17 protein-coding genes are annotated in these 19,624 nt (G+C 73.3%); 6 read left to right on the top strand and 11 right to left on the bottom strand.

What is annotated here, in order from left to right; all coding sequences use genetic code 11:
- From ACTWQA_RS41295 to ACTWQA_RS41280, 4 genes are read left to right on the top strand one after another with little or no spacing between them, the layout of a single operon-like run.
- Entirely contained in the window at window positions 1-939 is a 939-nt protein-coding gene (locus ACTWQA_RS41295) for a carbohydrate ABC transporter permease (protein ID WP_443164338.1), read from the top strand.
- A complete protein-coding gene (locus ACTWQA_RS41290) occupies window positions 936-1,832 on the top strand; it encodes a carbohydrate ABC transporter permease (protein WP_443164337.1) in 897 nt (298 codons plus the stop codon). Before ACTWQA_RS41295 ends, ACTWQA_RS41290 begins: the two co-directional genes overlap by 4 nt.
- Window positions 1,829-3,088 carry a 6-phospho-beta-glucosidase gene (locus ACTWQA_RS41285; protein WP_443164336.1) on the top strand — a complete coding sequence of 420 codons (1,260 nt, stop codon included), beginning with the start codon at window positions 1,829-1,831 and terminating at the stop codon, window positions 3,086-3,088. The genes ACTWQA_RS41290 and ACTWQA_RS41285 overlap by 4 nt, the downstream gene beginning before the upstream one ends.
- Window positions 3,088-4,134: an N-acetylglucosamine kinase gene (locus ACTWQA_RS41280; RefSeq protein WP_443164335.1), complete on the top strand. Its 1,047-nt coding sequence runs from the start codon at window positions 3,088-3,090 to the stop codon at window positions 4,132-4,134. Before ACTWQA_RS41285 ends, ACTWQA_RS41280 begins: the two co-directional genes overlap by 1 nt.
- 41 nt (window positions 4,135-4,175) lie before the next feature.
- Here the strand turns inward: ACTWQA_RS41280 and ACTWQA_RS41275 are convergent, their stop codons facing one another.
- The 9 genes from ACTWQA_RS41275 to ACTWQA_RS41235 all read right to left on the bottom strand — a co-directional run bounded on the left by ACTWQA_RS41275 (window position 4,176) and on the right by ACTWQA_RS41235 (window position 14,672).
- Entirely contained in the window at window positions 4,176-4,853 is a 678-nt protein-coding gene (locus tag ACTWQA_RS41275; protein WP_443164334.1) for a FadR/GntR family transcriptional regulator, read from the bottom strand.
- Window positions 4,850-5,977 (bottom strand): L-talarate/galactarate dehydratase, encoded by a 1,128-nt coding sequence (locus ACTWQA_RS41270; RefSeq protein WP_443164333.1) that lies wholly within the window; start codon window positions 5,975-5,977, stop codon window positions 4,850-4,852. Before ACTWQA_RS41270 ends, ACTWQA_RS41275 begins: the two co-directional genes overlap by 4 nt.
- Window positions 5,974-7,374, bottom strand: a complete 1,401-nt coding sequence (locus tag ACTWQA_RS41265) for a glycosyltransferase 87 family protein (RefSeq protein WP_443164332.1) — start codon at window positions 7,372-7,374, stop codon at window positions 5,974-5,976. The genes ACTWQA_RS41270 and ACTWQA_RS41265 overlap by 4 nt, the downstream gene beginning before the upstream one ends.
- Window positions 7,375-7,544: 170 nt before the next feature.
- The gene (locus ACTWQA_RS41260) at window positions 7,545-8,021 is read right to left on the bottom strand and encodes an Lrp/AsnC family transcriptional regulator (protein WP_305918832.1); all 477 of its coding nucleotides are present in this window, start codon (window positions 8,019-8,021) and stop codon (window positions 7,545-7,547) included.
- 23 nt (window positions 8,022-8,044) lie between these two features.
- Window positions 8,045-8,638, bottom strand: a complete 594-nt coding sequence (locus ACTWQA_RS41255) for a GTP-binding protein (RefSeq protein WP_305918833.1) — start codon at window positions 8,636-8,638, stop codon at window positions 8,045-8,047.
- Window positions 8,639-8,896: 258 nt separating this feature from the next.
- Complete coding sequence (locus ACTWQA_RS41250; RefSeq protein WP_443164331.1) at window positions 8,897-9,376, bottom strand: hypothetical protein; 480 nt, start codon at window positions 9,374-9,376, stop codon at window positions 8,897-8,899.
- Window positions 9,377-9,597: 221 nt separating this feature from the next.
- The gene (locus ACTWQA_RS41245; RefSeq protein WP_443164330.1) at window positions 9,598-12,471 is read right to left on the bottom strand and encodes an AAA family ATPase; all 2,874 of its coding nucleotides are present in this window, start codon (window positions 12,469-12,471) and stop codon (window positions 9,598-9,600) included.
- A 69-nt stretch (window positions 12,472-12,540) separates the two neighbouring features.
- Complete coding sequence (locus ACTWQA_RS41240; protein WP_443164329.1) at window positions 12,541-13,314, bottom strand: protein phosphatase 2C domain-containing protein; 774 nt, start codon at window positions 13,312-13,314, stop codon at window positions 12,541-12,543.
- 248 nt (window positions 13,315-13,562) lie between these two features.
- A complete protein-coding gene (locus ACTWQA_RS41235) occupies window positions 13,563-14,672 on the bottom strand; it encodes a M24 family metallopeptidase (protein WP_443164328.1) in 1,110 nt (369 codons plus the stop codon).
- A gap of 144 nt (window positions 14,673-14,816) precedes the next feature.
- Here ACTWQA_RS41235 and ACTWQA_RS41230 point away from each other — a divergent pair, with 144 nt between their 5' ends.
- Together ACTWQA_RS41230 and ACTWQA_RS41225 are read left to right on the top strand one after the other, a co-directional pair.
- A complete protein-coding gene (locus ACTWQA_RS41230) occupies window positions 14,817-16,058 on the top strand; it encodes a PP2C family protein-serine/threonine phosphatase (protein ID WP_443164327.1) in 1,242 nt (413 codons plus the stop codon).
- A 10-nt stretch (window positions 16,059-16,068) separates the two neighbouring features.
- Entirely contained in the window at window positions 16,069-16,962 is an 894-nt protein-coding gene (locus tag ACTWQA_RS41225) for a 5'-3' exonuclease (protein ID WP_443164380.1), read from the top strand.
- Between the two features lie 35 nt (window positions 16,963-16,997).
- Here ACTWQA_RS41225 and menD read toward each other — a convergent pair whose 3' ends face one another.
- Window positions 16,998-18,659, bottom strand: a complete 1,662-nt coding sequence (gene menD / locus ACTWQA_RS41220) for a 2-succinyl-5-enolpyruvyl-6-hydroxy-3-cyclohexene-1-carboxylic-acid synthase (protein WP_305918841.1) — start codon at window positions 18,657-18,659, stop codon at window positions 16,998-17,000.
- Window positions 18,656-19,549 carry an o-succinylbenzoate synthase gene (locus ACTWQA_RS41215; protein WP_443164379.1) on the bottom strand — a complete coding sequence of 298 codons (894 nt, stop codon included), beginning with the start codon at window positions 19,547-19,549 and terminating at the stop codon, window positions 18,656-18,658. Before ACTWQA_RS41215 ends, menD begins: the two co-directional genes overlap by 4 nt.
- Window positions 19,550-19,624 lie beyond the last annotated feature (75 nt).

Here is a 19,624-nt window from a genome sequence, read left to right as displayed (position 1 = left end):
GTGAGCGTCGTCCACGCCGCGCCGCCCCCATGGCGGCGCGGCGAGGGCCTGCGTGCCCTCCTCTGGTTGTCGCCGTGGATCGCCGGCGTGTCGATCTTCTTCGTCTACCCGCTGCTGTCCACGGTGTACTTCTCCTTCCACCGCTACGACATGTACACCCTCGAGTTCATCGGCCTGGACAACTACCGTTACCTGCTGCAGGACGCCAGGGTGGCGACCTCGGCGCGCAACACGCTGTGGCTGGTGCTCATCATGGTCCCGGCGGCCGTGCTGTTCTCGCTGGCGCTCGCGCAGCTGGTGGTCAGGCTCAAGGCCGGCGTCGGCCTGCTGCGGACGATCTTCTACCTGCCGTCGCTGGTGCCGATGACGGCGGGCACGATCACGTTCGTCTTCCTGCTGAACCCGGGCACCGGCCCGGTCAACGTGGTGCTCGCCTGGTTCGGCGCCGAGGGGCCGGACTGGTTCGGCGACCCGGCCTGGTCCAAGCCCAGCCTGACGATGCTGTCGCTGTGGGGCTGCGGCCAGCTCATGGTGATCTTCATGGCGGCGCTGCTGGACGTGCCCAAGCACCTGTACGAGGCCGCCGCCATCGACGGCGCGGGCCCCTGGCGGCAGTTCCGCAGCGTGACCCTGCCGACGATCGCGCCGGTGCTGATGTTCACCCTGGTCACGAACGTCATCTACGCGCTCCAGTACTTCTCCCAGGCCATGATCGCCTCCCGCGTGGCCTCGGGCGTGACCGACTCGGCCGGCAGCTCCTTCTTCCCCGGCTACCCGGACGAGTCGCTGCTCACGCTGCCGCAGTGGCTGTTCCACGTCGGCTTCCGCGACTACACCATGGGGTACGCGTGCGTGCTCGCGCTGCTGCTGTTCGGCACCTCCATGATCTTCACGCTGATCCTGCTGCGGCAGTTCCGCCGGGCCGAGGAGGTCTCATGAGCGTCACGATCACCGCGCCGCCGCGGACGGCGCTCGCCCGGGGCACACGGCACGACGGGGCCAGGGCGCGCAGGCGGCGCGTGCTGATGTGGATCGCCACCCACGCCCTGGCCATCGCGCTCGCGCTCATGTTCCTGGCGCCCGTGGTGTTCATCGGGCTGACCGCGCTGATGACCGACGATCAGGCACTGACCAGCCAGTTGTGGCCGCAGAGCTGGAACTGGGACAACTTCGTGGTGGTGTTCGAGAAATCGCTGCTGCTGCGGTGGGCGGGCAACACGCTGATGTACGCGGCGCTCGGCACGGTCTTCACCCTGGTGTCGTCGGTGCCGGTGGCCTACGCGCTGGCCAGGTTCCGCTTCCGGGGGCGGCGGCTGGCCTTCCTCGTCGTCATCACCACGATGATGCTGCCGCCGCAGGTCGTGGCGGTGCCGATCTATCTCGTGTGGGCGCGGCTGGGACTGACCGACAGCCTGTGGCCGCTGATCCTGCCGCTGCTGCTGGGCGATGCGTTCTCCATCTTCCTGCTGCGCCAGTTCCTCCTGACGATCCCGTGCGACTACACCGACGCCGCCAAGGTGGACGGCTGCTCGGATATCCGGACGCTGCTGCAGGTGGTGCTGCCGATGGCACGCCCGGCGATCGCGGCGGTGGCGCTGTTCCAGTTCTTCTACTGCTGGAACGACTACTACGGGCCGCTGCTGTACGCCGGCGTCGAGCAGGAGAAGCTGACGTTGTCGCTGGGCCTGGCGACGTTCAAGGCGTTCCACAGCGTGCAGTGGAATCTCACCATGGCCGCCACGCTCCTGGTGACGGCGCCGGTGATCATCGTGTTCTTCCTCGCCCAGAGAGTGTTCATCGAGGGCGTCACCTTGACGGGAGTGAAGGGTTGAAACTGGCCGTGGTCGGGGGCGGGTCGACGTACACGCCGGAGCTGATCGACGGGTTCGCGCGGCTGTGCGAGGAGCTGCCGGTGGCGGAGATCGCCCTGATAGACCCTGACGCGGCGCGGCTGGACCTGGTGGCGGGGGTGTCGCGGCGGATGCTGGCGCACGCCGGGCACCCGGCGCGGGTCCTGGCCACCTCCTCGGTCGCCGAGGGCGTCGCCGGGGCGCAGGTCGTGCTGTTCCAGCTGCGGGTGGGCGGCCAGGCCGCCCGCGAGCGGGACGAGACGTGGCCGTTGCAGTGCGGCTGCGTGGGGCAGGAAACGACGGGCGCGGGCGGCCTGGCCAAGGCGCTGCGCACGGTCCCGGTCGTGCTGGACATCGCCGAGACGGTACGCGAGCACGCCCCGGACTCCTGGATCGTGGACTTCACCAACCCGGTCGGGATCGTCACCCGGGCGCTGCTGGACGCCGGGCACCGGGCGATCGGGCTGTGCAACGTGGCGATCGGGTTCCAGCGGCGTTTCGCCGCCTGGCTCGGCGCCGACCCGGCCCGGGTCTCCCTCGGCCACGTCGGGCTCAACCACCTGACCTGGGAGCGGGCCGTCTACCTCGACGGCCGGGACGTGCTGCCGGAGCTGCTGGCCGAGCACGGCCAGGAGATCGCCGAGAGCCTCGGCCTGCGGCCGGGCCTGCTGCGGCGGCTCGGCGTCGTGCCGTCCTACTATCTGCGGTATTTCTATGCCCATGACGCGGTGGTGCGCGAGCAGCGCTCGAAGCCGTCGCGGGCCGCTGAGGTGGCGGAGATGGAGGCGCGGCTGCTGGAGCTCTACGCCGACCCGTCCGTGGTGGAAAAGCCCGAGCTGCTGTCCCAGCGGGGCGGGGCGTTCTATTCGGAGGCGGCGGTGGCGCTGATCGCGTCGTTGCTCGGCGATCGGGGCGACACGCAGGTGGTGAACGTGCGCAACGCGGGCACGCTGCCGTTCCTCGGCGACGAGGCGGTGATCGAGGTCCCGGCGGCCGTCGGCGCCGGCGGGGCCGTGCCGCTGCCGGTCGCCCCCGTCGAGCCGCTGTACGCCGGGCTGATCGCGAACGTGTCCGCGTACGAGACGCTCGCCCTGGAGGCGGCCCTGCACGGCGGCGCGGACCGGGTGCGGGACGCGCTGCTCGCCCACCCGCTGATCGGGCAGGACGAGCTCGCCGAGGAGCTGACCGGCCTGCTGCTCGAGGCGGGCCGGGAGCATCTGCACTGGACGGTGGACTAGTGGCGCGTCCCAGGCTCGTTCTGGCCGTGGACGGCGGCAACAGCAAGACGGACGTGGCGCTGGTGTCGGAGGACGGCGAGGTGCTCGGGACGGGCCGCGCGGGCCCGTTCGTGCCGCAGCGGGACGGTGCCGCGGCGGCCGTGGGGGTCGTCGAGGCGGCGGTCGCGGCGGTCGCGGGCGTCGTCGAGGCGGCGGTCGCCGCGCTGCCGCCCGCGGACGGTATCGAGGCGGCTTTCGCCGCGCTGGGGTCCGCGGACGGTGTCGACCACCTCTCGGCCTGCCTGGCCGGGGCGGATCTGCCCGTGGAGGAGGAGGCGCTCGCCCGGGAGTTCACGGCCCGGGGGTTCGGGGCGGACGTGGTGGTGCGCAACGACACCTTCGCGCTGCTGCGGGCCGGCGCGTCGGCCCCGTGGGGGGTGGCAGTCGTGTGCGGGGCCGGCACCAACGCGGTCGGCGTCTCCCCCGCCGGCGAGGTCGCCCGTTTTCCCGCGCTCGGCCCGATCAGCGGGGACTGGGGCGGCGGCCACGGCCTCGGCGAGCAGGCACTGTGGCACGCCGTACGCGCCGAGGACGGCCGCGGCGTGCCGACCGCCCTGGCCGGGCTGGTCACCTCCCACTTCGGCACGCGGACGGTCGAGGAGCTGGTGCTGGAGATCCACTTCGGCCGGCTGGACGGTGCGCGGCTGCACGAGCTGGCGCCCGGCGTGTTCGCGATGGCGGCGGCCGGGGACGCGGTGGCCCGGTCGCTGGTGGCGCGGCAGGCCGAGGAGGTGGCGGTCATGGCCGAGGTCTGCCTGCGCCGGCTCGGGCTGCTGGAGACGCCGGCGGAGGTGGTGCTCGGCGGTGGCCTGCTGACCGCCCGGGACCCGCTGCTGACGTCGCTGCTGGACACGGAGCTTGCGGTGCGTGCGCCGCGGGCCGAGCCGGTGGTGGCCGACGTGCCGCCCGTCATGGGCGCGGCCCTGCTCGGCCTGGACCACCTCGGCGCCTCCGACACCGCCAGGACCCGCCTGCGCGCCCACTTCGAGCCGTCCCGCACCCCCTGACCCCGCACAGAACCGCCTGCGCAGGCGCGTGGCGCCGGCCGTCAGGCGCGGGGGTCCTCGTCCTGGAGGAGGCGGGCGCGGCTGTTGGACAGGTGCACGCGGACGGCGGCGCGGGCGCCCTCGGCGTCCTGCCGCCGGATCGCGGCGTAGATGTGGTCGTGCTCGGCGACGATCCTGGCGAAGTCCGGCCGGTCGGGACGCAGCCGGTCGCGCGGCATGATGATCATCGACGGGCCGAGCGAGGCGAGCAGATCGGCGAAGTACCGGTTGCCGGTGACCAGCGCGATCCGCAGGTGGAACAGGTAGTCGGCGTTGACCGCCGCGCTCGGGTGCCCGGCCGCCGACTCGAAGCTCTCCAGCGCCTCCCGCAGCCCCGCCAGCCCGGCCTCGGTGCGGCGGGCGGCGGCCAGCCCGGCCGCCTCCACCTCGACCCCCATGCGGAAGTCGAGCAGGTCGAGCACCTCCTGCCGGGTGCTGGCGGGCGCCGGGTCGAAGCCGGTCGTGCTGGGCCGGGCCAGCACGAAGCTGCCCCGCCCGTGCTGGGTCTCGATGAGCCCGGCCGCCTTCAGCCGCGCGATGGCCTCGCGCACGACGGTCCTGCTCACGCCGTACGTCTCCACCAGGTCGCTCTCGGTCGGCAGCCGCTCGCCGGGCCTGATCACGCCTTCCTGGATGCGCGCGGTCAGGGTGTCGACGAGCTGCTGCGTGCGGCTGGTCACGTCGTCTCGTAGCGCTCGGCGGTCCACTTGGCCGCCTGCTCGCTCAGCGTGACGCCGATCCCCGGCCGGTCCGGCACCAGCATGCGGCCGTCGCGGATCTCCAGCCGCTCGTTGAACAGCGGCTCCAGCCACTCGAAGTGCTCCACCCACGGCTCCAGCGCGTAGGCGGCGGCCAGGTGGAGGTGGATCTCCATGGCGAAGTGCGGGGCGAGCTGCAGCCGCTCGTGCTCGGCCAGCGCCGCCAGCCGCAGGAACGGGGTGACGCCGCCGATGCGGGGCGCGTCCGGCTGGATCACGTCGGCGCCGCGCGCCCTGATCAGCTCCGCGTGCTCGCCGACGCTGGTCAGCATCTCGCCGGTGGCGATCGGCGTGTCCAACGCGGCGGCCAGGGCCGCGTGTCCCGCGTGGTCGTAGGCGTCCAGTGGCTCCTCGATCCAGACCAGGCCGTATTCCTCCATCGCCCGGCCCATCCGTGCGGCCGTCGGCCGGTCCCACTGCTGGTTGGCGTCCACCATGAGCGGCACCTGCTCGCCGAGGTGCTCGCGCACGGCCTTGAGCCTGGACAGGTCCGCCCGGGTGTCCGGCTGGCCGACCTTGATCTTGATGCCGCCGATGCCGCGCTCCAGCGCCGCCGTGGCGTTGTCCAGCACCTGCTCGATCGGCGCGTGCAGGAATCCGCCCGAGGTGTTGTAGCAGCGTACGGAGTCGCGGTGGGCGCCGAGCAGCTTGGCCAGCGGCAGGCTCGCGCGCTTGGCCTTCATGTCCCACAGCGCCACGTCGAGCGCGGCGATGGCCTGGATCGCCAGCCCGCTGCGGCCGACCGACGCGCCGGTCCAGCACAGCTTGTCCCACAGCCAGGCGATGTCGTTGGGGTCCTCGCCGACCAGGTTGTTCGCGATCTCCTTGGCGTGCGCGTACTGGCCGGGGCCGCCGGCGCGTTTGGAGTAGGCGAACCCGATGCCCTCGTGCCCCTGCTCGGTGCCGATCTCGGCGAACAGGAACGCGATCTCGGTCATCGGCCGCTGCCGGCCGGTCAGCACCTTCGCGTCGCTGACCGGCGTGTCGAGGGGGAGGTAAACGGAGGACAGACGCACCCAGGCAATACGATCCGCAGAAGTCATCATGATGACATCCTATGTTGTCGTACAACCCAGGCGCCACCCACGAGGGCGGCGGCTGCGGCGTAGGCCGGGGTGCCGGCGGAGGTCAGGTACGCGACCGCGCCCGCCACGGGCACGCCGAGCCACTCCCAGCGGCCGTCGAGGGCCACCAGGGCCACGATCAGCAGGGCGTACCAGGGGAAGCCTGGGGTGAGGACGAGGAAGGCCGTACCGGTCAGCACGAGCGCGCTGCGCCACGGGCGATCGGGGTCGCCGCGCCTGAGGACGTGGAGCAGGACGGCGGCGAGGATCGCCAGGGCGGCGGGCAACGCCCAGGAGTCGGGCAGCACCCAGCGCAGGAGCGCGTACCTGTCGCGGGCCCCGGCCTCGTCGTAGCCCTCCTCGGCCAGGTAGCCCGACAGGTAGCCGAACACCGACCCCTGCGAGGCGAGCACGTACGGCAGGTAGGCGAGCACCACGACCAGCACGGCCGGGACCAGCGTGCGCAGTGCGGCGCGCCAGGCGCCTGCCGCCGTCCCGGCGAGAGCGCCGGGGATCACCACGGCGGGCACCAGCTTGACCGCGACCGCCGCGCCGAGCAGCGCGCCCCGCCCGAGCGGCCCGGCGCGGGCGGCGCCGAAGGCGAGCACCACGGCGGCCACGGCGAGCATGTCGACGTGGGCGTTGTTCACCGCCTCCATGGGGACGGCGGGGCACCACGCCCAGTACGCGGCCGGCCGGACGTCACGCCTGCGCAGCATGATCAGCAGGGCGGCGGTGGTGCCCGCGGCCAGCAACGCGCCGGAGACCTGCAGCGGCTTGTGCCGGGCGCCCTCCGGCGACAGGCGGTCCACCAGCAGGAAGTACGCCTCCGCCAGCGGCGGATAGATCGTGTGCACGGTCGGCCGGTTGATCCTCGTGCAGGCCCCGTCGATCGGGTAGAGGCGCCCCTGCGCGCAATCGGGGAACAGCCAGGGGTCGCGGAGGTGGGCGAGGGCGGGGTCGGCCGGCGTGCGGTCGTAGGGGGACAGGCCGGCCGACTGGACGCGACCGTCCCAGGCATAGCGGAAGGAGTCCGTGCTGGTGGCCGGCGGGCCCAGCAGGCCCGTGGCGATCACCGCCAGCCCGCCCGCCAGCACCAGCCGCCCGGCCGGGCGGCCCGGCACGCCACGCACCGCCCACACCGCGCCGCCGAACAGCACCCAGGCGGCGGCATACCACCAGAAGACTCCCTGGGGGGCAGCGTGGAAGACGACGGCGAGGACGCTCACCTGCGCGGCGATCAGTGCCGCGGCCACGCCCGTCCGCGGCCACACGCGACGGGCCGCACGGCCGGGTGCGCTCTGGGGCGGTGCGTGCGCTGCCGCGCCGTCCCGCGGAGCGGCGGTCAGGCGCGGGTGCTGTCGTGGTGCGGCCCTCATGGTGTGCAGCGTCGCACTGCCGCGCCCGGACCGGGCGGCGACGCGGCGATCCGTCCGCACTTCGTAAGAGGTGTGCCGCGCGATGCCCGCCAAGCGCCCACGGCCGCGCCTTGGGCAAGGGGCGCCGTAGGGCGGTCATACGGACTTGGGCAGGTGCCGCCTTGGGGCGGTCAGGCGGAGTTGTCTTGGACGGGGGCCGCTTCGGCGGTCATGTCGGGGGCGCGGTGCTCGTACGGTGTGCTCAGCACCACCGTGGTGCGGGTGGAGACGTTCGCGGCGGCGCGGATCTGCTGCAGGAGGTCCTCCAGCGCCACCGGTGAGGCGACGCGCACCTTGAGGATGTAGCTCTCGTCGCCCGCCACGCTGTGGCATGCCTCGATGGCCGCCAGGTGGGCCAGCCGCTCAGGGGCGTCGTCGGGCGCGGCGGGATCGATCGGCTTGATCGACACGAAGGCGGTCAGCGGAAGCCCGATCGCGTCGTGGTCGATGATCGCGGCGTATCCGCGCAGGACGCCGCGCTTTTCCAGGCGGCGTACGCGCTGGTGCACCGCTGAGACCGACAGCCCCGTCTCCCTGGCCAGGTCGGTGAAGCTCATGCGGCCGTCACGGGCCAGCAGCGTGACGATCCGGCGGTCGATCTCCTCCATCGGTCAAAGGTAGCCGGTCGTGGTCACGACATGGTCCCGACCGGAGTGACCCCCCGGCGCATCGCGTGCTCCACCAGCGTGACGAGGACCTCCCTGCCGGAATCGCGCCTGCGGGCGTCACAGCGCACGATGGGGATGTCCGGCTCCAGGCCGAGCGCGTCACGCACCTCGCCGACGGTGAACGGCTGCGTGCCCTCGAAACAGTTGAGCGCCACGATGAACGGCTGCTCACGCTTTTCGAAGTAGTCGACGGACGGGAAGCAGTCGTCCAGGCGGCGGGTGTCGGCCAGCACCACGGCGCCCAGCGCGCCCATGGCGAGCTCGTCCCACACGAACCAGAACCGCTCCTGGCCCGGGGTGCCGAACAAGTAGAGCATGTAGTCGTTGCGGATGGTGATGCGGCCGAAATCCATGGCCACGGTGGTGGTCAGCTTCCGCTCGACGCCGGACAGATCGTCGACGTGCGTGCCGACCTGGGTGAGCGCCTCCTCCGTGCGTAGAGGCCGGGTCTCGGAGACCGCGCCGACCATGGTGGTCTTGCCCGCGCCGAATCCCCCGGCGATCAGGATCTTGATCGCCGTCGGTAGTCGCCAATGGTCAGAGCGACCGAATTCCATCCAGCACCGCCCGTACATCTCCCGCGCATGCGCGGCCCGCCCCTGAGGTGCCGTGGTCAGTGGTACCTGTCAAGGTGTGTTTGAGAAGGCCGATCCACATGCCTGGCATCGAGACACCCTAGCAACGCCACATTTTCCACTCAAGCCGCAATTTGTTGCAAGAATCAAAATGTCACATTTTGTCGCTCAGAGCCCTGTTATTCGCTGGTTCCGTTCCCCCAGAGTCAAGTCCGCTTGTCATGGCCGCGGACCCGCCCTTCACGCTGTGTGGCCGGGGCCGGCAATACCGTTGAACCCGGCCTGGAATCCGAGCCGTCTGCCCAGGTAGGCGGCGGTGCGGGGGCTGTGCTCGCGAACCGGCTCGATCAGCTGCGCCACCTCGCGCGCGAGCGCGGCCATCGCGTCGGTCACCTCGGCGCGGCTGACGCCGAGCCCCAGAATGTTCAGATCGCCCCAGCTCATGTCTCTCCGGTATGACGCCAGCTCGCCGAGCAGATGCAGATACCGCTGCACCTGCCGGCTGACGGCACGTAATTGCTCCAGGTGGGCCTTCACCCAGGCATCGCCCGTGTAAATCCAGTGGGACAGGTCCGCGAAGCACGAGCCACGGCTGTCGGCGTTGTCGAGGTAGCGGGCCAGCGTGGGCGCCGCCTGCGTGTCGCGCCACACCCACGCCCTGGCCATGCCCGCCGGCATCCTGGCGAGCTGGTCGCGCCAGCCATGGGCGACGACCCCCAATACCCGGATATATACATCTGTTTGAGAATTGTTTCATGATCGCGCGCTATCGATCATGGTATCAGCAGCGTGGCCGATCAGCCTGCTCCGCTGACTGGGAACGCCACGTCGTCTTCCAACCTGGCCTGGCACCGCGCCCGAGGCGGAGGCCGCGGCGCAGCCCCGTCGAGCAGGCGTCCGGCCGCGACCGGCGCGGCGGCCTGTCAGGCGGGTAGGCCGGTTCACGTCGATCGGGCGTCGGTCGCGACCTTGGCGGCGAGCGCGACGCGGGAGCTGATGCCGAGCTTGGTGTAGATCTTGCCGATGTGGTACTCGACCGTCTTGACGCTGATCAGCAGCTCTGTCGCGATCTGACGGTTGGTCAGGCCGTGGGCCACCAGCGTGGCGGTGCTGAGCTCCTGGGGCGTCAGCCCGAGCCGTACCGTGGCCTGCGCTTCGAGCCCGCACGCCGCCAGCTCCTGCGCGCAGCGGTCCACGAGCGGACGCGCGCCCAGGCGTTCGAAGATCGCTCGGGCGGCGCCGAGCCGTTCCGCGGCCGCCCTGCGCCTGCCTGTGCGGCGCAGCAGGCGTCCGAGGTCCAGCAGGACCCGCGCCTCCTCCAGCGGGCACACCCCCCGCTCGACGAGCGCCAAGGCACGGACGAAGTCCTCCTCGGCCTGCGCGGGATCGTTCCCGGCAGCCAGCAGCAGCGCCCCCAGCCTGATCCGCTCCGCCTGCCGGCGCGGTCCCGCCGCCCCGCCGGCCCGGTCGGACTGCCACGCCGCGTCGAGCTTGCCGAAAGCGGCGAAGGCGCGCTCGGCCTCGGGCAGCCTGCCCTCGGCGATCAGCGCCTCGATCCGGCGCGGCCGCGGGTCGGGCACAAAAGCGTCGGGGATGAACAGGCCTACCACCGCCGACACATCCGCAGCGCCCACCACCGCCGACGCGCCAGCAGCGCCAACAACCACGCCAGACGCATCTGCAACGCCAACCACCCACGACGCGTCAACAGTGCCAACCACCGGCGACGTGTCAGCAGCGCCTACCACCCGCGACGTGTCCTCGGTGCCGAGCAGCGCCAGGGCCAGGCCCGCCTGTGTCTCCCCTAGGGCGTGGCGCATGCGGCGGGCGGCGGTCATCGCGGCGCCGGCGTGGGCGAGCGCAAGCTCGTGCTCGCCCAGAGCCGCGAGCGGCGCCACGCACACCGCCTCCAGGCAGGGCAGCAGCCACCGCTGGCCGAGCGCCGCCACCTCGGCCAGAGCGCGCTCGGCGCGGGCGGCGGCGTCGTGCCAGCGGGCGCACGCGTGCTCGGCGGCGGCCAGCAGCGCAGTAGCCGGCAGCCGATGGTGTGGCAGCCCCGCCTTCTCGGCCTCGGCCACGACCTGCTTCAGCACGGCGCACGCCTGCTCGGGCGCGTCCAGCTCAAGGTGCGCGACGGCCGCCGCGAGGCTGCCGGGCGGGGCGCCGGCGCTGGATGCCCCTGCCAGCGCCAGCACGTCGTACGGCCTGGCGATCGTGCCCTGGAGGGGCTGCTCGATCGCCAGGCGCGCCCAGCGCACCGCCCCCGCGCGATCCCCCGTCACCAGGTGCAGCCAGGCCAGCTGCTCGGCCACGTCGGCGGCCAGGCCGGGCTCCCGAACCCGCCACGCCTCGGCCAGCAACACCGACGCCTCGTCGAAGCGCCCGGAGCCGAGCGCGAGCCGGCCCAGCACGTACCAGCGCGCCGGCGCCGCGTCGTCCCGGTCGCGTGCGGCCAAGGCTCCGGCGAGCCGTTCCGCGTGGAGCACGTCGCCTCCGATGAGAACGTGCTCCAGCGCGGCCGTACGCAGCTCGTCGCGGCGAGCGGGGGCGCGCGCGGCGTCGATGAGCCCGGCGGCCGGCTCCAGATGGACGGCGGCTTCCCGCCACCGCCCGTGTTGTGCGGCCTTGGCCGCGTACCCGGCCAGTTCCTCGGCCAGCACGTCGTCGGGGCCGCTCGCCGCCGCGGCCCGGTGCCGCAGCGCCGTGCTGGTGTCGCCGGCCTGCGCGGCCGCCGCGAGGTGCAGGCGGGCCCTGGTGCCCGGGCCCAGCCCGTCGTACGCGGCGGCCCGGGCGAGAGGCTCGGGGAAGCCGATCAGCCGGCCGGGCAGCTCCCGGAGCAGCCCGGCGGCGACGGCCTCCTCCAGGGCGTCCAGGGGGTCGTCGAGACCGCCGGCGACGGCCGCGGCCACGTGCAGCGGGCACCCTTCCCCGAGCACGGCACAGGCGGCGACGAGCTGCCTGGCGGCCGGTGCGGAGCCGTCCAAGCGGCGTGTGAAGGGCCGCAGGTAGGTGCCGGGAGCCGGCACGCGTACGGCGGCATCCTCGAGGACGGGCCGGGTCACTGTCGCCAGCAGGGCGCAGGCGTGCAGCGGGTTGCCCCGCGTGTGCTCGCGCAGCCGCTCGGCCGCCTCCTCGCCGAGCCGCGGCATCGGCAGCGGCTTGCCGGGGAGCACTCCCGAGGGCGGCGCCAAGGCGGTGGACAGTTCGGCCAGGTCGGCGGCGCTCAGCCCGCCGAGCGTGATGCGGAGCGTGTCGTCATCGGTCAGGAGGCGCCGCAGCCCGTCGGGCAGCCAGGGGTCGGCGACGTCGCGGACGGCGACCAGCACGAGCACCCGCCCGGCCCGCAGCCGCCGCAGCACGTATCCCAGGGCGTGCAGCGACGGCCGGTCCGCCCACTGGGCGTCGTCGATCAGCACCACCACCGGCCCGTGCGCCTGCAACGCCCCGATGACCTCGCAGATCACCTGCCCCGCCGCGCACGGGTCCTGCCCCGCCGCATCGAGCCCCGCCGCCTCCAGCCCCGCCGCCTCCAGCCCCGCCGCCTCGAGGCCCTCCAGCGCCGCGGCACGTCCGTCCGGGCCCGCCACATCGTCCGCGAGCTGCCGCAGCACACCGAGGGCGAGCCACCGCTCCCCCTCCTCACCGCCGGCGGCCAGCACCCGCACGCCCGCCTCCCCACCGAGCGTGTGACGGACCAGGGCGGTCTTGCCGATCCCCTCAGGTCCCTCGACCACGACCCTCCTGGCGCGGCCCCCGCCCGCCGCGCGCAGCTCGGCGCGCAGCAGGGCGAGCTCCGCCGTCCTGCCGACGAACATGCCCGCTCCCTCCCCCCTGGCAGAGCAAGGTGGGCAATGCCTGATACACGCTGGTCTGTCCAGATGCGGTCAGCCCGGAGCAGGCCGCACCCGCCCCCACGCCACGGAGGCGTCGTCGTGCCGCTTCCCCCGGCCCGGCCCATGCGCCTCCTCCAGCCCCCGCACGGCCCCGATCACCGCATCCGGCCCCTCGCCGTCCAGCATGGCCACCACGTCGTCCCAGTTCCAGCCGTACCAGTCGACGAGCCTGGCCACCCCGTCGGTGCACACCCCGACCCCTCGCACCTCCCGTACGTCCACCGCCCCGCCCACGCCCTGGCCGGCCGCCTCGGGCCGCGCGGCGGCCACCCAGAAGCCGCCCGGCGCGTTCCGCATCCGCCGCACCAGCTCCACCGTGTACGGCCGCCCGCCCGGCAGCCGCTCCAGCCGATCGTCGGCCACCACTGCGACCCCGCCACCGGCCCGCGCGAGCACGACCGGCGAATCGCCCAGCACGAGGTATTCCACCCGCCCCCGACCGATCCGCACCATGGCCACCGTGGCGGACGGAGAATCCGGGTTGCCCAGATCGCACCCGTCGCCGTGCGCCGCCACCGTCTCCTCGATGGCCCGCTCCAGCACCCCGGCCAGCGGCGTGTCACCGTCCGCGGCCAGCCGCGCCGCCAGCGCCCCGCCGAGTCGCGCCACCAGCCAGGGCACGTCGTGGACGCAGCCGCTGTCCACCCCGGCCGCCGCCGTGGCCCCGTCGAGCACGACGATCCAGGACGGCCCGGCGATCACCAGATCCTCATTGGGCCGGTCGGCCGAGCCGGGACGGGTGGCGTAGGTGACCTCCGCGAACATGACAGCGACTGTGCCACAGTTGCCCTCATGACGATGGCCTGCGACCTCGGCGACGTCGTGGCCGAGCGGCAGCTGGAGGCCGTCGCCGAGGACGGCGCCCGTACGCCCGTGACGGTACGGATCGGCAGGCCGAGGCCGGACCGGCTCAGCTCACACGGAGACTGGTGCTGCCCCCACCAGATCGCGGGGCTGGGCGAGGACCGGGCCGGGGCGGCCTTCGGGGCCACAAGCTCCTCGACTGACGGCGCCTACACGATCACGAGCTCGCGCGGCGTGTTGTTGAGCCGCTCACCTCCGCTGTCGGTGCACACGACGATGTCCTCGATCCTGGCCCCGTGCCGGCCCGGCAGGTAGATGCCCGGCTCGACGGAGAAGGCGAAGCCGGGCTCCAGCGGCTCCCCGTTGCCGGCCACGATGTAGGGCTCCTCGTGCGTCTCGATCCCGATCCCGTGCCCGGTCCGGTGGATGAAGTAGTCGCCGTATCCGGCCTCGGCGATCACCTCGCGGGCGGCCGCGTCGACCGACTCGCACGAGACGCCGGGCCGCACCGCCGCGCACGCCGCCTCCTGGGCGCGGCGCAGCACCTCGTAGTAGGCGCTGAACTCGGCGGGCGGCTCGCCCACGCTGTAGGTGCGGGTGGAGTCGGAGCAGTAGCCGCTGTGCAGCTGGCCGCCGATGTCGACCACCACCGGCTCGCCTTTCTGGATCACCCGGTCGGACACGTCGTGGTGCGGGCTGGCCCCGTTGGGGCCGGAGGCGACGATCACGAAGTCGACCGTCTCGTGCCCGGCCGCCAGGATCGCCTCGGCAATGTCCCTGGCCACGTCGCGCTCGCTCCGCCCGGCGCGCAGGAACTCGGGGACCCGCCGGTGGACGGCGTCGATCGCCTCCCCCGCCTCGCACAGCGCCGCCACCTCGGCCGGGGACTTGCGCATCCGCAACTGCCGCAGCACGCTCCCGGCCAGCACCTGCTCGGCGCCCGGCAGCACCTCGCGGAAGCGCAGCGACGACATGGCCCACATCCGGTCGGCCAGCCCGACCTTGCCGGCCTGCCCCAGCCGGGCCGCCGCGATCGCGTAGGGGTCGTCGGTCTCGTCCCAGGCCACGAACTCCAGCCCGAGCCGCGATGCGGGCGAGGCCTCGGCGGCAGGCAGCTCCAGGCGGGGCACCATCATGAACGGCTCCCCCGCCGCGGGCACCACCAGGCACGTCAGCCGCTCCAGCGGCTTGGCGTCATAGCCGCTCACATAGCGCAGATCGGGCCCTGGCGTGAGCAGCAGGGCGTCAAGGCCGCTCTTGGCGGTGGCCTCCTGAACGGCGGCCAGACGGGACACGGGATACAGGTCTGAGGACGTCACAGGCCCAAATCTACTCCGCCTCCGGTCTCCCACTATCCGCGAAAAGCTCTCACAACACGGGAAGCACTCGCTACACTCCGTTCAACAACGATCACGTAGTGTGGGGACAATTGTTCAGATCCACTGCACTTTGAGAGTGAGACTATGGTCGACGTCATAGGCGCGGCCGGGCTGCTCGGGCACAAATCCGATGCGGAGTTGCTCGCCGCACGGCTGGCGCACGCGCAGCGGCTCGGCAACATGGGCTGGGCGGAATGGCACCTCCACACCGGCCAGACGATCTGGTCCGAGCAGGTGTATACGATCTTCGGCCGCGACCCGGCCCAGGGTCCCATCGCCCTGCCCCAGCTCGCCAAGCACGTCGAGCCCGCCGACGTGGCCGCGCTGGACCGGCTCCTGTGGTCCGCCGTGCAGAGTGTCGAGCCGGTCCAGGCCGAGTTCCGCATCAGACGCAGCGCGAGCTCCGGCGATCTGCGCGACATTCGCATGGTGCTCGAGCCGCTGATGGCCCCCGGCGGCCCCATCGGCCTGCACGGCGTCATCCAGGACATCACCGGCCGCCGCCGCGCCGAGCGCCTGATGTCGGAATCGCGCCGCCAGCTCCTGGAGGCCCGCGAGCAGGCCGCCGAGGAGCGCCACGTGATGCTGGCGCTGCGCGACGCGATCCTTCCCGACCCCGCCTGCTATCCGGGCCTGCCGGACACCAGCATCGCGGTGCGCTACGTGCCCGCCGAGAAGACCGCGAACCTGGGCGGCGACTGGTTCGAGGCGGCCCCCTCCCCCGACGGCCGCCTGCTGCTGGCCATCGGCGACGTCTCCGGCCACGGCCTGCCCGCCATCGCGCACATGGCCCAGCTCCGCCACGCCCTGGTGGGCCTCGCCATGACGGGGCGGCCCGCCAACCGGCTGCTGGACTGGCTGAACGAGCTGGTCCTGCACCAGCTCAACGACACCACCGCCACGGCGGTCATCGGGCATCTGGACCCGCGGACCCGGGTGTTCGCCTGGAGCCAGGCCGGCCACCTGGCGCCCATCCTGGTCCGCGACGGGGTGGCCAGCCGGCTCGGCCAGCCCAGGGGCGTGCTGCTCGGCGCCGCGTGCGGGCGCCCGTACGAGCTGGCCACGACCCGGCTGCGGCCCGGGGACGTGCTGCTGCTGTTCACCGACGGCCTGGTCGAGCGGCGCACCCGCGACATCGACGTCGGCCTCGACCTGGCCCTCGCCGCCGCCGCCGACGTGCGGGGAAGCGAGCTGGAGTCCGGGCTCGACCGTCTGCTGTCCGACATCGGCGGGCCCAACCCCGAAGACGACGCCTGTCTCCTGGGGGTGGGCATCCTGGGGGATCCATGCGCAGCCGACGAGGCCCCGTTGGGAGTGCGACCATAGACACGTGCTGATGGTTCTGGACACCCCGTCCCTCTACTTCCGCGCCTTCTATGGCATACCGGAGTCGATCACGGCCCCCGACGGCTCGCCCGTCAACGCCGTGCGCGGCCTCATCGACATGATCGCCACTCTCGTGCGCAAGCACTCCCCCGCGGAGCTCGCGGCCACCATGGACGCCGACTGGCGTCCGGCCTTCCGCGTGGCGGCGATCCCGACCTACAAGGCGCACCGCGTCGCCCACGGCAACACCGAAGTGGTGCCCGACGCGCTCGTGCCACAGATCGCCGTCATCCAGGAGGTGCTCGACGCGCTCGGCATCGCCCGCCTGGAGTCCGCCGGTTACGAGGCCGACGACGTCATCGGCACGCTCACCCACCGGTCGGGCGGCGCGGTCGACATCGTCACCGGCGACCGCGACCTGTTCCAGCTGGTCGACGACGCCCGCCCGGTCCGCGTGCTCTACACCGCCCGCGGCATCCGCAACCTGCAGATCGTGGACGAGGCGTTCGTCACCGCCAAATACGGCGTCCCCGGCCGCGCCTACGCCGACTTCGCCACGCTGCGGGGCGACCCCAGCGACGGCCTGCCCGGCGTGAGCGGCGTCGGCGAGAAGACCGCGGCGGCGCTCATCACCCGCTTCGGCTCCCTCGAGGCCCTGCTCGAGGCCTTGGACGGGGGCGTGACCGACGGCTTCCCCGCCGGCAGCCGCACCAGGCTGGCCGCCGCCCGCGACTACCTGAGCGCCGCTCCCGCGGTGGTCAAGGTGGCCCATGACGCCCCGCTCCCGGCCGCCGACCTGGCGCTGCCGGCCAAGCCGCGCGACCCCGAGGCGCTGGTGCGCCTGGCCGACCGCTACGGCCTGGACGGCCCGCTCAACCGCCTCCTCGACGTGCTGGGCGGCTGACCGCCGCACGCCGCAAGGCGGCCAGCAGCGCGCCGCTAGGCGGCCAGCAGGGCGCGGACGGCCGCCTGCGCGGCCTCGCGCAGGCGGGCGTGCACGAGCACGTTCTCCTCGCGGTCGGTACGCACCTCGACCACGCGCGGCCCCTCGCCGCGCAGCGCCTTCGGCAGCTCCGTGATCTCCGACACCAGCGTGTAGGGCGTCCCGGTCGCGGCCGTCGCATACCCGAGATCGACCCCATGCGGTGTGCCGAAGACCCGCTCGAACGGATCGCGCACCGCCGCCTGCGGCAGCAGCGAGAAGATCCCGCCCCCGTCGTTGTTGACCACCACGAAGCACACGTCGGGCCGGGGCTCGCGGGGCCCGAGGATCAGCCCGTTCTGGTCGTGCAGGAACGACAGGTCGCCGAGCAGCGCGAAGGCGGGCCCGTTGTGCGCCAGCGCCGCCCCCATCGCGGTCGAGACCAGGCCGTCGATCCCGGAGGCGCCCCGGTTGGCCATCACCCTGATGCCGCGCCGCGGCCGCATCGCCTGGTCCAGGTCCCTGATCGGCATCGACGACCCGCAGAACAGCAGCGCCCCGTTCGGCAGCGCGTCCACCAGGTCCCTGGCCAGGCGCGGCTCGCTGACACCCGAGACGTCGAGCACCTCGTCCACGGCCGACCTGGCCGCGAGGTCCGCCCGCCGCCAGGCGTGCAGCCAGCTGTCGTCGCCCGCGGCCACCGGGATCTCCACGGCCTGCGCCACCTGTGTGGCCGACCTGGTCGGGTCCGGCCAGCGGTCCAGGTCGGGCGCCACCACGATGTGCTCCGCGGTCCGCCGCAGCCAGGACAGCAGCGGCCGCGACAGCCCGGGCCGCCCCAAGGTGACCACCACATCGGGCCGGTGCGCGTCGGCGAACTCGGGCGTCCCCAGCAGGTAGTGGTAGGTCGAGATGGCGTGGTCGCCGTAGCGGGCGCCGCCGTTCGGCTCCGACAGCACGGGCCAGCCCGCCATGCCGGCGGCGGCCACGTAGCGGCGCACGTTCGCGGCGCCGTCGCCGACGACCAGCACGCCGCGCCGGGTCGGCGGGATGTGCAGGGCGATCGGCGGGGGCGCGACCCTGGCCCGCACCCACGGGCCGTTGGCGCCGCCGTCGAGCGGCTCGCACCAGGTGGTGTCGCCGTCGGGGATGAGCGGCTCCCTGAAGGCCAGGTTGAGATGGACAGGACCGGGGTTCGCCGGGCCGGCGGCCCGCTGGTAGGCGCGGCAGGCCAGCGACCGCCAGTAGGCCACCTGCCCGGGGCGGTCCTCCGGCACGCCGACCTCGGCGAACCAGCGCGTGGCCGTCCCGTAGAGCTTGATCTGGTCGATCGTCTGGTTGGCGCCGGTGCCGCGCAGCTCGGGCGGGCGGTCGGCGGTGAGCACCAGCAGCGGCACGCCCGACTCGCTCGCCTCGATCACGGCCGGGTGGAAGTTCGCGGTGGCCGTGCCGGACGAGCAGATCAGCGCGACCGGCCGCTCGGACCGCTTGGCCAGCCCGAGCGCCAGGTATGACGCCGAGCGCTCATCGATGCGCACGTGCAGCCGCACCCGCGACTCGGCGTGCAGCGCCAGCGCCAGCGGGGCCGAGCGCGAGCCGGGCGCCAGCACCACGTCGGTCAGGCCGCAGCGCACCAGCTCGTCGACCAGCACGGTGGCCAGCGCGGTCGCGGGGTTCAACGTGACGCCTCCTGCATCCGGCGAAGCCACTGGGGAGATTCAATCTCAAAAGCCGACAACTGCTGATCATCCACCGATGGGCGGCGTACCGCCAGCCGCCCGTCCACGGGCGTCAGCGGGTCGTCCACGACGTCGCCCGCCAGCAGGGGCAGCGTGCCGAGCCCGCACGCGTACGGCAACGACGGCAGCGCCGCAGCCAGCGCCAGCCCCGCCGCGAGACCCACAGAGGTTTCGACCGCGCTGGAGACCACGGCGGGCAGCCCGCACGCCTCCACCACCCGCAACGCGTTTCGCACCCCGCCCAGCGGCTGCACCTTGACCACCGCGACGTCGGCCGCCTCGGCCGCCCTGACCCGCAGCGGATCCTCGGCCCGCCGGATGGACTCGTCGGCCGCGATCGGCACGTCGCAGGCCCGCCGCACCGCCGCCAGCTCCTCCAGCGTGGCGCACGGCTGCTCGGCGTACTCCAGGTCGTAGGTGTCCAGGCGCTTCAGCCGCCGTACGGCCTCATCGACGCTCCACGCGCCGTTGACGTCGACCCGGAGCCTGCCCGCCGGGCCGAGCGCGTCACGCACGGCCTCCACCCTGGCCACGTCCTCGTCGAACGTCTGCCCCTGCTCGCCCACCTTGACCTTGGCCGTGCCGCAGCCGGAGCGCCGCACCAGCTCGTGGGCCCGCTCGGGGTCGACCGCAGGCACCGTCGCGTTGACGGGGACGCTGTCGCGCACCGGCTCCGGCCAGCCCTCGAAGGCCGCCTCGCGGGCGCACGCCAGCCACCGGGCGCACTCGCGCGGGCCGTACTCCGGGAACGGGGAGAACTCCCCCCACCCCGCCGGGCCGCGCAGCAGCACCCCTTCTCTGACGGTCTGTCCCCGGAAACGCAGGCGCATCGGGATTCGGAAGACCACGGGACCCCCGGGGGCTTCGGGAGAACCTGCCACGACCCTCCCCGCTTTCCCCTGCGC

The sequence above is a fragment of the Nonomuraea sp. 10N515B genome (genome assembly GCF_052245915.1).
Lineage (GTDB): Bacteria > Actinomycetota > Actinomycetes > Streptosporangiales > Streptosporangiaceae > Nonomuraea.
The sequence above is the reverse complement of the archived record's forward strand: the minus strand, read 5'-3'. Positions and strand labels throughout refer to the sequence as shown.

What these genes read in the sequence shown, in the direction of transcription:
- ACTWQA_RS41290 (WP_443164337.1), top strand. Translation starts at nt 936, where the DNA reads ATGAGCGTCACGATCACCGCGCCGCCGCGGACGGCGCTCGCCCGGGGC.
- ACTWQA_RS41270 (WP_443164333.1), bottom strand. Translation starts at nt 5,977, where the DNA reads ATGATGACTTCTGCGGATCGTATTGCCTGGGTGCGTCTGTCCTCCGTT.
- ACTWQA_RS41265 (WP_443164332.1), bottom strand. Translation starts at nt 7,374, where the DNA reads ATGAGGGCCGCACCACGACAGCACCCGCGCCTGACCGCCGCTCCGCGG.
- ACTWQA_RS41260 (WP_305918832.1), bottom strand. Translation starts at nt 8,021, where the DNA reads ATGGAGGAGATCGACCGCCGGATCGTCACGCTGCTGGCCCGTGACGGC.
- ACTWQA_RS41255 (WP_305918833.1), bottom strand. Translation starts at nt 8,638, where the DNA reads ATGGAATTCGGTCGCTCTGACCATTGGCGACTACCGACGGCGATCAAG.
- ACTWQA_RS41245 (WP_443164330.1), bottom strand. Translation starts at nt 12,471, where the DNA reads ATGTTCGTCGGCAGGACGGCGGAGCTCGCCCTGCTGCGCGCCGAGCTG.
- ACTWQA_RS41240 (WP_443164329.1), bottom strand. Translation starts at nt 13,314, where the DNA reads ATGTTCGCGGAGGTCACCTACGCCACCCGTCCCGGCTCGGCCGACCGG.
- ACTWQA_RS41230 (WP_443164327.1), top strand. Translation starts at nt 14,817, where the DNA reads ATGGTCGACGTCATAGGCGCGGCCGGGCTGCTCGGGCACAAATCCGAT.
- ACTWQA_RS41225 (WP_443164380.1), top strand. Translation starts at nt 16,069, where the DNA reads ATGGTTCTGGACACCCCGTCCCTCTACTTCCGCGCCTTCTATGGCATA.
- ACTWQA_RS41215 (WP_443164379.1), bottom strand. Translation starts at nt 19,549, where the DNA reads ATGCGCCTGCGTTTCCGGGGACAGACCGTCAGAGAAGGGGTGCTGCTG.